Annotated in this window: 9 protein-coding genes; 1 reads left to right on the top strand and 8 read right to left on the bottom strand. The window is 34.0% G+C overall.

All coding sequences use genetic code 11. From position 1 onward, the window contains the following. Nucleotides 1-80 precede the first annotated feature (80 nt). From RHO11_01480 to frc, 3 genes are all read right to left on the bottom strand, one after another. A complete protein-coding gene (locus tag RHO11_01480) occupies nt 81-1,325 on the bottom strand; it encodes a hypothetical protein (GenBank protein ID WVD61824.1) in 1,245 nt (414 codons plus the stop codon). Between the two features lie 317 nt (nt 1,326-1,642). Then, nucleotides 1,643-2,278, bottom strand: coding sequence for a YfdX family protein (locus tag RHO11_01475; protein WVD61823.1), 636 nt, complete (start codon nt 2,276-2,278; stop codon nt 1,643-1,645). 255 nt (nt 2,279-2,533) lie between these two features. Continuing rightward, nucleotides 2,534-3,787 (bottom strand): formyl-CoA transferase, encoded by a 1,254-nt coding sequence (frc, locus tag RHO11_01470; GenBank protein ID WVD61822.1) that lies wholly within the window; start codon nt 3,785-3,787, stop codon nt 2,534-2,536. Nucleotides 3,788-4,161: 374 nt separating this feature from the next. Between frc and RHO11_01465 the strand changes: the two genes are divergently transcribed. Then, a complete protein-coding gene (locus RHO11_01465) occupies nt 4,162-5,352 on the top strand; it encodes an MFS transporter (GenBank protein WVD61821.1) in 1,191 nt (396 codons plus the stop codon). A gap of 42 nt (nt 5,353-5,394) precedes the next feature. On the opposite strand, the gene RHO11_01460 is transcribed toward RHO11_01465, so the two are convergent. The 5 genes from RHO11_01460 to RHO11_01440 form a co-directional block, all read right to left on the bottom strand. Then, nucleotides 5,395-10,353, bottom strand: coding sequence for a DNA repair ATPase (locus RHO11_01460; GenBank protein ID WVD61820.1), 4,959 nt, complete (start codon nt 10,351-10,353; stop codon nt 5,395-5,397). Between the two features lie 105 nt (nt 10,354-10,458). Then, a complete protein-coding gene (locus RHO11_01455) occupies nt 10,459-12,552 on the bottom strand; it encodes a hypothetical protein (protein WVD61819.1) in 2,094 nt (697 codons plus the stop codon). 2 nt (nt 12,553-12,554) lie between these two features. After that, on the bottom strand, nt 12,555-13,238 hold the full coding sequence (locus RHO11_01450; protein WVD61818.1) for a hypothetical protein: 684 nt from the start codon (nt 13,236-13,238) through the stop codon (nt 12,555-12,557). Between the two features lie 99 nt (nt 13,239-13,337). Beyond that, nucleotides 13,338-14,030, bottom strand: coding sequence for a PspA/IM30 family protein (locus RHO11_01445; protein ID WVD61817.1), 693 nt, complete (start codon nt 14,028-14,030; stop codon nt 13,338-13,340). A gap of 34 nt (nt 14,031-14,064) precedes the next feature. Next, on the bottom strand, nt 14,065-14,712 hold the full coding sequence (locus tag RHO11_01440; protein ID WVD61816.1) for a YjfI family protein: 648 nt from the start codon (nt 14,710-14,712) through the stop codon (nt 14,065-14,067). Nucleotides 14,713-14,854: the final 142 nt, after the last annotated feature.

Below are 14,854 nucleotides of genomic sequence, written 5' to 3'. Positions count from 1 at the left end.
GCAAATGATGACATCAATATCTCGTTATACCTAAATATTATAAAAATTCTTACTGATTAGTTATTACTCATCATTACTAACTAATTTATCACCGGAACTATCATTCCAACCATAAAACCAGCCAATATCACTGAAACGATTGTTACTGAAATAAAACCACCTATTAGCATAGGTGGAAGCATATGAGTATTCAATATTTGTCGTTCTTTTTCATCATGAGTCAAATTATTAATTACCTCATTAGTGATAATATAATCAGCTGGAAATCCATAAAGTGCAGTTAATGCAATCGCAAATGCCATATCCATACTGACCTTAAGTATACGACCAATCACTACCGCAAAAATAAACATTCCGACAACTGCTGATAAAATAAGAACAATTAAAGGTGTAACTAAGTTTAATAGCATTGCTGGCGTTGCATTATTCAAAGAGTCAAAAATAAATAACATTAAAGCCATGACAGCAAAACCAAAACCATTAGCCTTCTTTAACGGATGCCGTTCTAAAAAACCTATTGATGAAGCGATTACACCAAATAGTAAACATAAGACAAATGGACTAATACTAATAATTGGCGCCAATAAAGCTGAACATAAATAAGCTAAAAAACCCACTATTGAGAGACGTAAAAATTGGAAATAACTTGTATTATAGTGACTAGGTATCTTTTTAAATAATGGTGGCATTGGATATTCATCTAAGGCGTTTACGGCTTCTAATTTATGGCTATTCGCTTCAATATTTTTATCATTTTGCCAATTACCTGAACGATATCTATTCAGAATTCGGCGACCTTCTCGTTTTAATACAATAGCAGTTAATGGATAACCAACAAATCCCTGCATTACATATATCACAATAGCAAACACCGATAAATCAACCAGTCCAGCAGCCTTCGCACCACCAGACATAATAATCGCAGATACGATGCCGCCAACAAGAGGTGGAATGGCGACAATGACCGTATTACGATCAAAAAAGAGACTACCAATAATGAAACAGAGAACAATAATTCCAACAATACCGGACAGAGAGATTAAAATAGTCTTCCACTGTTTTTTTAAATCATTAAGCGATAATAGTGTCCCCATATTAGTAATTAATAAGTACATTAGCATCACGGCAACTGATGTTGGTATTCCCGCTCTCGCTACAATATCTTTCGGGAAAAAAGTCCAAAAACCAGCCAGAAACAGCACAGCACAAACAAATACAGAGGGAACCCAAGCTTTGGTATAAGCAGAAATAACATCGCCAATATATAAGATAAATAAAATCAACACAAATGCCATCATTTGTGGCATATCTAGCATCGGGGACATAAAAACTCCATTTTTAATTAGAAAAGATACTCAATCTCTCAAAGGCTAAACGACATGCCATTTAATATTTTAATGTAAATGATAATCAACAACTTACAAATGATAATATTATAAAGAACAATAACCAGAATTGTATATTAAATTAAAAAGGAATAACAATATTTCAGTAAGAGAATATTAAGATAGGAATTTAGTATGCTGTGAATGGCTACAACTAACTATAGATCATTGCTATTATGTAGATAAGATAAGATAAAAATAAAGAATAAAAAAACAGCCTAATTTAGGCTGCTTAAACAAAAAATGAAAAAAGTTAATTAGTTTGCATCAATTAGTGTTTCACTATTAACAACAATTGCTTCTTCAGTACTTAATAATGCTAAGTTAGCTTCATAATATTTACCATCTTTTAATAGTTGCTGAGCTTTAGCAACGGCTTGACGAGTAATATTAAGCGGCATTAAGTATTCTGTTTCATTTACTGCAATATCAGCTAAACGTAATTCTTCTAATGCACCTTTTTTATCACCTTTACGCAATTTTTCATTAGCTTTATCAATGGCTGATTGTTTTTCTGGCGTTACAACATAATTTTCAGCTAATGATATAGTCGCATCAATCACAACATAGCTATCATTTTTAGTTAATGCAGGATCTTTAGCCTGTTTTACAAAATCTTTCCATTCAATACTATCATCAGCAAGTAATTTAGCTGCTTGATCAGTCAATTTCATTGCTAAATCTGTTTTTCCACCAAAAATAGCTAATCTTGCATATTGAATATTATGCATTGCGTTAAAACCTTGTTCAGCAATTAGTGCGACATCTTTTAATTGTTGAGCAGTCACCGAATTTGTTGCAGTTTGCATTGCATCTGTTTTGCCCGCATCAGCCCAAGAAAATGATGAGATTAGCGCTAGTGATAAAGCAGTTGCTGTGATAATTTTTTTCATAAAACATCCTCTTTTTTAAAATTCATTTTAATTATTTAAATTAAAAAATATTTATTTGTTTTTAAAAATTACACGAAATAAAAAAACACGTCAACAGCCTTACTATTTTTTTAAAAAAAGAAAACAATTAGAAACTTTAATAGCGAAATATATACATATAGTTAACAAAAATATTAGCTATATTATATAAATCTATTATTACCATTATATTTAATTACTTTATAAAGCGCATAATATATAAATGAGGGGCACTAACTAAATAGCGCCATTCGTTCGCATTTGAGCGATATCTTTATCAGAATAACCAAGCTCTTGTAAAATTTGCTCAGTATGTTCCCCTAATAAAGGTGCACCTTTAATATCAGGAGTAAATGCTGAAAACTTCATTGGGCAACCCACGGTTAAGTATGTCCCTCGCTCTTTTTGTTGCACTTCAACAATTGAACCACTCTGTCTTAACGATGGCTCTTCGGCTATCTCTTTCATACTTAAAACAGGACCACAAGGAATCTCAAACTGATCAAAATATTTCATAGCAGCATATTTATCTTGTGTTATGGTAAATTTTTCAATTTCAGCAAAAATACTCAGAATATGGGGTTGCCTTGCTTCAACTGAATTAAAGTTAGGATCATCTACCCATTGAGGTTTATTAATTGCTTTACAGACCTGACTCCAATTATGATCTTGCAGTGTAAAATAGAGATAAGCATTAGGATCAGTCTGCCAATTTTTACATTTCAATAACCAACCAGGTTGTCCTCCACCACTGGCATTACCCGCTCTTGGCACAGTATCACCAAACGATTCACCTGGATGATATTGTGGGTACTCAGATAAATAACCAATTTTTTCTAAACGTTGTTGATCGCGAAGCTTAACTCGACATAAATTTAATACAGCATCTTGCATCGACATCGTTACTTTCTGTCCTTGGCCCGTTTTATCTCGCTGTAATAATGCGGCAAGTAATCCAATAAGCAAGTGCATTCCGGTATTACTATCACCAAGTGCTGCAGCACTTACGGTCGGAGGACCGTCCCAAAATCCGGTAGTGGATAATGCCCCACCAGCGGCTTGCGCAACATTTTCGTAAGCCTTAACATTAGTATAAGGTGAATTGTCATTAAATCCTTTAATTGAGCCAAAAATCAACCGAGGATTTAATTGCTGTAAATGTTTCCAGGTAAATCCCATATGATCCATTGCCTCTGGGTGAAAATTCTCAACTAAAATATCAGCACCTTGAATTAATTTTTCCATTACAGCCTTACCCTCAGCTGTTTTAGTATTAAGTTCAAGTGAACGTTTATTACTATTTAACATGGTAAAATAAAGTGCATCAATGTTTGGAATATCTCTCAATTGATGACGAGTCACATCGCCAAAACCAGGTCTTTCAATCTTAATAACATCAGCGCCAAACCAAGCAAGCATTTGAGTACACGATGGACCGGATTGTACACCAGTAAAGTCTAGAACACGTATTCCTTGTAATGGTAAAATCATGGAAGCTCCTATATGAAGTCAATTCTTAATAAAATAGATCATATTTTGACAACGACATTAATTAGATAGATCTATTAAGGTATCATTTTAATACTAATTAGTTGTTATAGCACTTCAACTAATCTAGGAAAATAAAGAAAAGCGACAATTACAGAATATTTTCATTAGTAAAAGCACAAATAGAGATGATTATTATCTTAGCTAAGATAGCTTATATATCGGTACAAAAAAGTTTAACAATAAAGTGACGGTGTCACAATCAATTATATCAATCTATAATAAACTTTCGATCATATTATTAAACCTTTCACATTTCTTATCAGACATATCTAAAAGAGAATCATTATAATATTCCTTTTTTAAGAGCAAGAATAATGAAACTTTTAAATAATAATATTAAAAGCTATGTGGCTTATACAACGATACTCACATTAACAATGGGTTTTCCGACATTTATTTTCTATGCGATCGGTGTATTAGCTCCAACACTCATTCAAGAATTTGCCATTGATAAAAGTATTATTGGTTTGCTGACTATGGGTACTTTTGCCTGTGCCGCTATACTATCATTATGGGCAGGTAATATTGTTAAATATTTGGGTGCTAAAAAAAGTTTGATTGTATTATTTAGTTGTGTATTTATTTCATTTTCACTATTAATTATTTTTAGAAGTTTTTATGGCATGATAGTTGCTCTATTATTCTGTGGTATTAGTCAATCATTAGCAAACCCTATTACAAATTTAATGATTGCTCAGCGAGTAGATGATCGTTTTAAATCAATTATTATTGGGATTAAACAATCAGGAATACAGCTTCTAGCTCTATTTGCTGGCTTATTTATTCCCTTCATATTACAGAAATATGAGTGGCAATTTACATTTACCTTATTATTACCGATACTTTTTATTTTGATGATATTGGCTCCAAAAATGGCATTATCTAACGATTCATCCACACCATTAACATTAGAATTTATAAAGCCGAATAAATTACTTACATTACTTATGTTAACTCAATCATGTGTGGGAGTCGCGGTTGCTTCATTTGTAACTTATTTAGGGTTATTTGCAATATCATTAGGAATATCGCCATTACATATCGGGTTATTGATTAGTTTATATAGTTTGATGGGAATAATATCAAGAGTCTGTTTCACTACAGCAACAAATAGAATAAAAGATAAAACTTTACTACTTCCCTTATTGATCTCAGCTACTATTATTGTATTTGTTATCCTAATGTTTGCTAATCCTCAACGTCTCTGGCCAATCTGGGTTGCAGCTCTGGGTATGGGTACAACTGCCGTAGTATGTAACGTAATTGCGATTAGTATGTTATTAAAAGATAACCGTTTTGGTCAGCCAGTAAACTCCTCAGGACTGTTATCAAGCGGTTTTTATGTTGGATTTACCTTTGGACCGATATTATTTGGATTAGTACAGCTACTACCATTTGGCTTTTATGCTGGTTGGTTTATGCTAATAATAGTTCTATTGCTCGCATTATCCATCAGTATTATCTTGTATCGAACAAATAAGAAAGAGATATATAACATTGATTAATGCATTAATTGATACCTCTTATTAGAGGTATCAATTAAAAGTTTAGTGCTTAAGTGATTGTACACTTTGTACGAGATCAGCTAATTGAGTGACAATTCTTGAACCGGTATCAATATCTCCTCCACCGAGTGCTTTATTACGAATAAAATCTTTCTTAATTTGCAGCCAGCGAGACTCTTGTTCGTGAGTCATAACCTGACGCAGCTCGGCAAGTTTAAGTAAATTCTCTTCCGCACCGGTCGTTAATAATTGTGCCTCACCAAGATAATGGTCATCAATAATTTGATTAAGTTCTTGTTCATTCATAATAGCTGAAACTTTTTCAGCTAATTTATTCATATTACGATAACTACCTTGCAATTTAAACGGAGGTTCTTGACGATATTTATCAGATTGAGCCGCACTAATAATATATTGCTGATTAACCTTAAATACGATCTCTCTAACCTTAAATAAGTGTTTTAATACAGCAGTAATCTCACTAATCTCGGTTTGACTATATGCATAACTTAACTCATTAGTATTTAATGGCTTACCTTGTGCATTATCCATAAACTGATATAAATCTTTCAGATCACGTAATGCTAATGGTGCTAATACAGGATTTGATGTTAAACAGTTTTCAATATAACTTGATACAAAAACATCTTCCATACCGCCAAGCACTTCACCCAAATTATAGATATCAGCTCGGTTCGCCAACATATCAGGAATTTTAAACACTTCACCCGATTCTGTATAAGGATTTCCAGACATAATGACACAGAATTTTTTTCCTCTCAGATCATAAGTTTTAGTATTATTTTTCCAAACGCCTTCAATACGTCGGGAACCATCACATAACGAAATAAATTTTTGTAAAAATTCAGGATTTGTATGCTGAATATCGTCAATGTACAACATTACATTATTGCCCATTTCAAGTGCGAGATTAAGCTTTTCCAGCTCTTGCCTTGCTGTTGCATTGGGTGCTTGCTCTGGATCTAAGGATAATACACTATGGCCTAAAGCTGGACCGTTAATCTTCATAAAAATTAATCCGAGACGATTAGCGATATACTCCATTAATGTCGTTTTACCATAACCTGGTGGTGAAATAAGTAGTAACAATCCCATTAAGTCGGTTCGTCTATTTTCACCAACCGTTCCCATCTGCTTCGCTAAATTATCACCAATAATCGGTAAATAAACATCATTAATTAGCTTGTTACGTACAAATGAGCTAAGTGGTTTTGCTTTAAATTCATTAAGATGTAAAGATTGACGTTGTTCATTTAATATATCTTGACGCAATGCCTGATAACGCTGATATTCAGGAATAATAACACGAGATTGGCGACGCATTCGACTAAAGAAATCATCTAGATTAATAGTCAGTGAACCTTGTTTAATCATTGGATGTTCGCCCAATAGATCAGTTACTGTAATTTCTAAATCAATTTCACTAATATGAATAGCTTTATCATCCTCTTGTTCAAGCATAAATAAAATTATTGCTTCAGGGATATAAGCGATAATCTGTTGATTTTGAGGTAATGAACAGAACCCTTTTAACCAATTTTCAATTAATAACCAGCGATCGGCAAAACGCTTTTCTAAGCTTAACTGAGATTGATTAAAATTACTCCACATATGGTTATTCTCAAGATGGCTTTTTAGTCCCTCAAATAAGCGTTTACCATATTTACTAAAAATAAATTCTCGAGGTGCTTTAGCTAAAGTATAACTTAAAAACTCTGCGGCTTGTCTTAAATGATACTCTTTATGTTCAATTGGATTATCATGTAGAAAATGAGTAAATGCGGCTATCATCTCATCACGTAGATTTTGTAATCCTTCATCATGACCGAATAACTCATAGATATCCATACAAGTTTTAGCACGTTGTGACCACAACATGACAAGTTCGTTATGTTGGTTATATTGCCAATAAAGCGTTGCCAAGCTACGTGCTAATGGGTTATAACGCAGTAAACCGGCACTTTCACCAAGCGGAATTAATTTACTTATAATCTTAGTCGCATCATGATCATGTATCCCCTTTTCATAACCTTCACGATAACGTAATGCAGCATAATCTCGTACAGTTTTAGTTAACACATCAGGTTGATTAATTTGCGTTGCTAAATCAGCATATTTCAAACCATCACTGTTCTTTAAGCTTGATACGATTAAAGAATAAGCCAAATATTCAGCCCGATAAACTGTCGATGATTCAGATTCGATGGAAATTGTCCAAAAAGGCTTATAACTTTCTAATCGAGAATTATTAATCTGCTCTTGATAATCAGTCCCTGTAAGTTGTAAATAGAGATGGTCATCTTTAGGAACAATAGTTAAATCAAGTTCTTGTGTATTCACGCTAAAACGGTGACGAGGACCAAGCTTAATAATATTACCGCCTGACTCAAAAATTTCTGATTTATCACGTAAAGTACGAATAGATTGATCTCGAGCACTTTTAAAACGAGATTCAATATCATCTGCCTTAACATTATCAGATAATTCACGCAATTTTTCCGTTAAGTCTTTGATCTTCAATGCTAATGGATCAGCAACAAAAAATGCATTAAGTTCAGTCTGATTAGAAAATTTAGCTGTTCGTCTTGGTATGCTATCTAAAATACGCCCCGCAGCCGTAACTAATGCTTGTGTTCTTTTAGCTCGCTCTTCTAGTAATAATTGCTTATGAGTTTCGAATGTTTCGAGAATCTCTTCTCTTTTTGCCAGAATATCATTTAAGAATGTCTCATTTTCATTAAATTGATTCTCTAACTCTTCTAACTGAACCGATAAACGAGCTAATTCATCATCACATTTCTCAGGTGTTGTCGCTAAACTTAAAGCACTAGCGATACTCTGACTAAATAATTTAAATTGAGCGCCAAATTGAGCCACCATTTCAACATTAGTTAGTGACTTACGTTTTTGGCTAATCCTAGCTTTGGTTTGATTTAGTTTGGCATAGACTTCGGCAATTGATTCAACTATTTTTGTTTGTAATGTAATATCTTCAAATTTTAGTGATGCAATCAATTGCGATAACATATCTAAATCAGCAGACATCTGTTCTGTTATTTTAAGTGACTCATTTAACTGTACAGCAACAGTCACCGATGTTAACTGCTTTTCAATATTATCTATTTTTATAATAAATGGATGGAGTGCTTTATCACTAGCTAAAAATTTAGCAGTTGCTGAAGAAACGACTAACTGACGCTCCTTCAACTCTTTTTCCATTACATCAATCTGACTTAAATCAATATAACGATAACTTCTTAACGTAACAAGTTGGCCTAATTGTAGGTTTATCGCATTAAGTGCATCAATAAATTCTTGTGTCTCTTGCCAGCTATCAGGATATAGTTTAGCCAACAACTCTTGTTGAGTTGAGATTGCCTCACGCATTGCACTCGCTGATTGACGACGAATACTTTCAACTTTTTCATATTCATCAAGTACTAACTCACTGGTTTGAGTAATACCTCGCAGAACATCAATAAAAGATAAATGCTTTTGATCACTTAACCAAAAATAACTATCAAATAACCGTTTTGAGTCTTCACTCAGTTTACTATAAAGCTGAGAGGAGACACTTTGATTATCGATTTCTCGGCAGATAAAATAGAGATCAGAAATGCCCCTTACTAACTCAGCATTACCAATCTTACCTAAAAAACTATTATTTGCTGGCTGTAACGCTGCAAACTCATCGCTGTAAAAAGGAGTTTGCCAAATCTGCATAGGGTGGACACGCGTTGGCTCATTATTTTCACCTTCAAATACCACCATACGACCATCTTCAAATACAGCATATCCATGACCTAAAATAGGATTATTTAATTTTCGTTCAATCATATTGTAATTAAATAATGCTAATCGTCCGGAAGCTGGCTCATAAAAAATATAAATAACATCTTCACCATTTGGAGAACGACGGATTCGTCTAAAACGCATACCATTCATTGATTGTTCAAAGGTCTTATACTCACCATTTTGTAAGTAATATCCACCTGGAAAAATGATTCCGTGATCTTCTGGTAACTGAATACAAGCCTGTCCAATGGCATCAATACGTTGTACTTTTTGCGTCAACATATTGTAAACAAGATAACGATAACTCTCTTCTCGGTAAGGCAATATTTTCAGTAAAATTAAGGTACCGACTTGAGCATACTCAATTTTAGCGTCATTAATGGACTGGTTTTTATCAATCACATCTTCGCGATAAATTCCTAGACCATCATTAGTATTATTTTCACATTTGATGGTTAGATCTCCACCAATTGTCTCAACAAATATAGTATCTAAAATATTAACATGAGGAAAACGACCGTTAACAATATCCTCTCGTGTCGTCTCTTTCCATTCGAAATCATAAGCGGGTGGTAGAGCGATATCTCTTTCACCGCGATTATCAATATACGTTATCGTCTTTTTATCACTAGAGATTGACCAGCGAAATACTCGAATGTCACTAACTCGATCTCCAATTTGGAAGCTAGCAAGCAGTTTACCATCTCGCTCAACTAGCTGTAATAATTGTGCATTTTTATAATAGGTATAAAGTTCACTAAAATCTTGCACAAAACGTTCAATATCTAGAAATGTACCGTCTAAATCAACTGGTTCAGCTTCATAGCTACCATCCCGTTCAACGAGCTGATAGAGTGAAAAGACATCGTCAATCTTGGTCTCTTTCTTTAAACCTAAAAAAACGTTATAACCAAACAATAACCAATCACCAAAGCGTACAATATCACGAGCAATACAGTTATTCTCGGTACGAATGCGGATACGACCAATAATTGACATATCGCTCTTACCAAATTCAGATAAGCGCTGTACATTCAGTGTTTCTGTCTTTTGATGAAGTTCTTGCCCAAGAACAGCTAAACGTTTACGTAAAATTTCATAAGCACCGCCTTCAGCAACAGCATTATCTAAAGAGTTTTGTTGTTGGGCATGTTTGTCTTGTTGGATTTTTTGTTTTTCTGTCATACTGAACTCATTGATATTTTATGCAGCAAATTATTTACAGTAAGTCGATACACTGACTTACTGTAAATAGATTAAGTGAACAGTCGTACTGTTTAACCAAAAGATTTATTCATCACTAGATAAGAATTGTTTTGCTAATGCTTTTAAATCTGTTTTAGCTAATGTCTCTTTGACATCAATATCTTTATTACCAGATAAACGAGACAATACGGATTGTAGTGCTGATTGTAGTACAGGACTTTGATTTACTGCTCCTTCAACAGCTTTACCAACACTAATTGCTTTAGAAAAGCTATTAAAGAAGTTGTCATTACCGCCAACGATTTCAATGTTCGCTTTACTAAATGCGGCAGCCAATACATCTGCTTGTTCTCTTGCAATTTCCTTATTCGCAGCAATTGCGGCCATCGCTTGTTCAAAACCTTTCTCCAATGCCAAACGGAACTCTTCATGGTTTTTAGATTGTTCATTCATCGTGCCCATAGCCTGGAATTTTTCAACTAAACCATTAGCTTCGGCTGTTAAACGTTCTCTAATCACTAAAGCTTCCGCAAGACCTTGCTCTTTCGTTGCCGTAGCCTGAGCAATACCAATACGTTCATCACCACGAGCTTGCGCTGATAATTTCTCTTCTAATACTTTTGCTTCGGTTAAACCTTGTTTTTCAAGTGCAGCCGCTTTTGCTTCAATAACTTTTGCTTCAGATAACCCTTTCTCTTGATTACCTTTAGCTTCGGCGAATAAACTTTCAGCTGTAACATGTGCACGAATTAAACCTTCTTTTTCCTCAGCTTCAGCGCGTGCTTTACGAACTTTAGCTTCAGCTAAACCGATCGCAGCTTCTTCGGCTTCAACACCTTCTGCTAATTGTTTTTTAGCTTCAGATTGTTTAGCCGCAGCTTCAAGTTCAGCCTGTGCCATTGTACTAATTTCTACAGCTCGATGTTTAGCCGATTGCTCATCAGCTTCAGCTTGTTTAACTTGTTTTACTAACTCTTGTTCTGCTTTCGCTTGAGCTGCAATTACTGTTGTCTGTTTTTCACGATCTGCTTTAGATATTTCTCTCACTTCTTTGATATGTTCTTCTTCAACTGCAACTGTTTTCTCTACTGCAACGCGTTCACGAATAACATTTGCGATAATTTTCTTTTCTTCCTCAAGCGCTTTATCTTTTTCGATACGTTGTAATTCTACCTCCCGCTCTCTCGCTACAATTTCAATTGATCGAGCTCGTTCAACACGCTCTTCTTCAATTGCAACTGCTCGTAGACGATTTTGCTGAGCAACTTCAACTTCACGTAAACGATTTTCTTCTCTGACATCAATCTCCTGTTGTGATTGAATACGTGCCTGTTCTGCTTTTAAACGCTCTTCTTCTTGTACTTTTAGGGTTTCAGCTTGTTCTCGGGCTCGGATAGTTTCAATTTCTCTTTTTTGTCGAGCTTCGGCATCAGCTTGTTGACGCTCTAGTTCTAATTTAGCTTCAATTGTTTCGGTATCTTTTTTCTTCAAAGCTAACTCAAGATCTCTTTCTCGCTTATTCGTTTCATCTTTATGGACAGCGGTAATGGAGGTGATTTTGTTAATACCTTCAGCGTCAAAAATATTATCAGGATCTAGTGATTTAATTGGTGTTTGTTCTAAATAGTCAATAGCCACATCTTCAAGTGCATAACCATTAAGATCTTTACCAATTACATCTATAATACGTTCGCGAAACTCCATACGATCTTCAAATAATTTCGCTAGTTCAAATTGCTTACCAACCGTTTTTAATGCTTCCGAAAATTTCGCACTAAATAATGAACTGACGGCTTGTTGATCTGAAGCGCGATCAACACCGATTGATTTAGCAACCTTTAACACATCTTCAGTAGTTTCATTAACACGTAAATAAAAAGCGACACAAATATCTGCACGTAAATTATCTTTACAGATCAAACCATCTTTACCTCGTCGTTCAACATCAAAAGTAATCAATGAAATTTTCATAAACTCTTTTTTGTAAATGACAGGATAAACTAATGCTCCCGTAAAGTGCACTTTAGGTTTTGATGTCATGTCGTTAACAATAAGTGCAGTACCTTGTGGTACTTTAATATAGAATGCTTTAAATAATAGAAAAAAGCCTATAATAACTAGAAATACTACTCCAACTATAACTAGCCAAAACATGACAGTATCAGAACTAATATACATATTTATTTTTCTCCAAAAGATGTTAGATTTTTGTGTCCATGAAACTCTTCAATACTAATAATTTCATATTGGTTAGAAGCGTTGTCATAACGTAATAATACCGCTTTGTCACCACGCTTAAATTGATACTTTTCATCAGCAATAACTTTTAAGATTAACCCCGCTCCACCATCTTCATAATAAGCTTCACCTTTAACCTCATTAACGATACTAGAACGAATTACAACAACCTGTCCTAATAATGTTCGATGATTGTTACCACCATTCAACTTACTAAAAAATGGTCTTAATGGTCTAATCAACCATGCAGTTAAAAATGTTGAGGCAATAAAGATTACGAAAAAAGCAATAGTTCCAGCTATATAGTAGAATAGAGAAAAATCATAAAGATAGACTAAGAAATAACGACAGAAAAGGTAAGAAATAGCCCAACCAAGTAAAGAAATCAAGGTAATAATTAATGTCATTGGTACTTGATTAAAGCCAAATTTCATTAATAATCCACCTAAACTATTATTAGGCAAATCAGGGGTAATGCCATCAATATCTGCATCTAAATTGATATCTAAACAATCAATACTTAAAATACCACATGCAGCAATAAGCCAATATAAAATACATAAAGTCAGTAATGTGCTAAATATAATTACAGGAAAAGAGAAGAATATCCCCCAAAAAAGATCCATCTTATATCCTTATTATTTGCAGCTTAATTAACTTAAGCTGCTAGTTATTATTATCATTTTTATAAATACTATAGCAAATCTTAAAAATATGAACTAATTTTATATTTTTTTCTGCGATTTTAGTCGATTCAAAATAGCATTAGCATCTTGTTTATCTGACTTTATTCCCGCTTTTCGTAATTTAGCATCCAAATCACTATTATGACTATCTTGTGCTAATTCATTTTTAGCTTCAATAGTTGCAGCTGTCTTTTCTTGACGTTTCTTAATCCGTTCTAAAGAGTCCAATGCTGTATGCAGTTTTGCACCTGAAGAACCATAACGCTGAGCCACTGCCGTTTGTGCTTTTTGAACACTCTCAGTGGCTTTAACAATATCCACTTGTTGCTTTAAATTTTTGATATTAACTTCTGCTTGAGAAATAGACTGTCTCAGCGTATTCACGCTATCAGAAAAACTAGCATACTGCTTTTCTTGAGTAAGGAGTTCATTTTCTAATTCAGCAATTTTTTCAGCCACTTCTAAAGCTAAAGTTTCATTGTTATTATCTAACGCTTTTACCGCATATCCTTCGTATTCTGTGATACTTGCCTTCGTTTTAATTACTGCTTTTTCAGCGATTTTTTGCTGAGCCATGATATTCGCTAATGACTCTTTACCCTCTTTTAATTCTACATCTGCATCACGTATTTCTTGATCTAAAATACGCAGTGCTTGGGTATCAATAAGGGCCTCGCCCGCATCATTAATACCACCTCTTAGTGCTGTTACCAATTTATTAAAAATTGCCATAATTTATTATCCTTATGTTGTTGGATATTAATAATTAACTGATGCTAAGAAAATCTTGATACGCTTCTGTAGCTTTTATCACATTGTCACTTAACATCTCTAATTCATAAATAATACTACTCAATAGAGATGAAGCGCTTAACGCACCATACATAATATAATTGATACTCCCATCACCACCCTTCTCAATAGCAATAGTTGATAACGGAAACAATTTACGAGAATAGAGGATCTCTTGGTTAAATTGAGCTTGATCTTTTACAATATCAACCGGCCATAATAGTGCTTCAACTATAATCTGCTGATTTGAAACACTCATAAACAAAGGCAAATCACCATACTCATGCATGACAATATGCAGACAATCAACACCATCAATAAGCTCAACACTGGCAGAGTTGTGCTTAAAGAGTTCAGAATTAGCTAACTCCTGGTACAATTCAGGTACAGACCAAACTAGTTGTTTTTTCATGTCATCATTTTCCTGTGGTTTATGGTTATACTTACTGTCAATATTTTTGGTAATACTTGGCATTCTAAGTTTTTTTTCGATATCTAATAGTTCTGTTGTGTGTTCGGGTAATATCCACACTTCTTTTTTTATAAGACCTTGCTCTCGTAAACGCTGTCGATATTGCTGCTGATAGAATGCAGAACTTTTGGCCTCTGTCGGTTTTTGCATGGACGTATCCTTAAATTCTACATGTTAGATTCTGAATATGACGATATCATAGCATAAAAATATCACATGTAAATATTACATGTGATATTTTTACATTGATAAATATGAAGATAAAAAGAAATGTATCTTATTGATAATATAT

It is taken from the genome of Orbaceae bacterium BiB, from assembly GCA_036251205.1.
In the GTDB taxonomy this organism is placed as follows: Bacteria; Pseudomonadota; Gammaproteobacteria; order Enterobacterales; family Orbaceae; genus Orbus; species Orbus mooreae.
The sequence above is the reverse complement of the archived record's forward strand: the minus strand, read 5'-3'. Positions and strand labels throughout refer to the sequence as shown.